A 201-nucleotide genomic window follows, 5' to 3' on the forward strand; every position below is an offset into this window, starting at 1 on the left:
TTGCCTCATCCTGCCCAGCAAATCGTACTGCAAGAAGCAATACAAACCATTACCGAGCGTATCCGCCGTTTAGAGCGGTTGGATAACGAACTCAGCTATCATGTCAAAAACTGGCGCTATTATCCTGTGGTCAAAGCCATTCAGGCCATGCGCGGTGTGCGCTTACTGGTCGCAGTTGGAGTGATTGCCGAGCTGGGTGAT

General features: G+C 51.2%; 1 pseudogene. It reads left to right on the top strand.

The features are described 5' to 3' along the window. Window positions 1-201, top strand: a pseudogene (locus Q3O60_RS17675) (IS110 family transposase); the annotation flags it as partial.

The organism is Alkalimonas collagenimarina (genome assembly GCF_030717845.1).
GTDB classification, from domain to species: Bacteria; Pseudomonadota; Gammaproteobacteria; order Enterobacterales; family Alteromonadaceae; genus Alkalimonas; species Alkalimonas collagenimarina.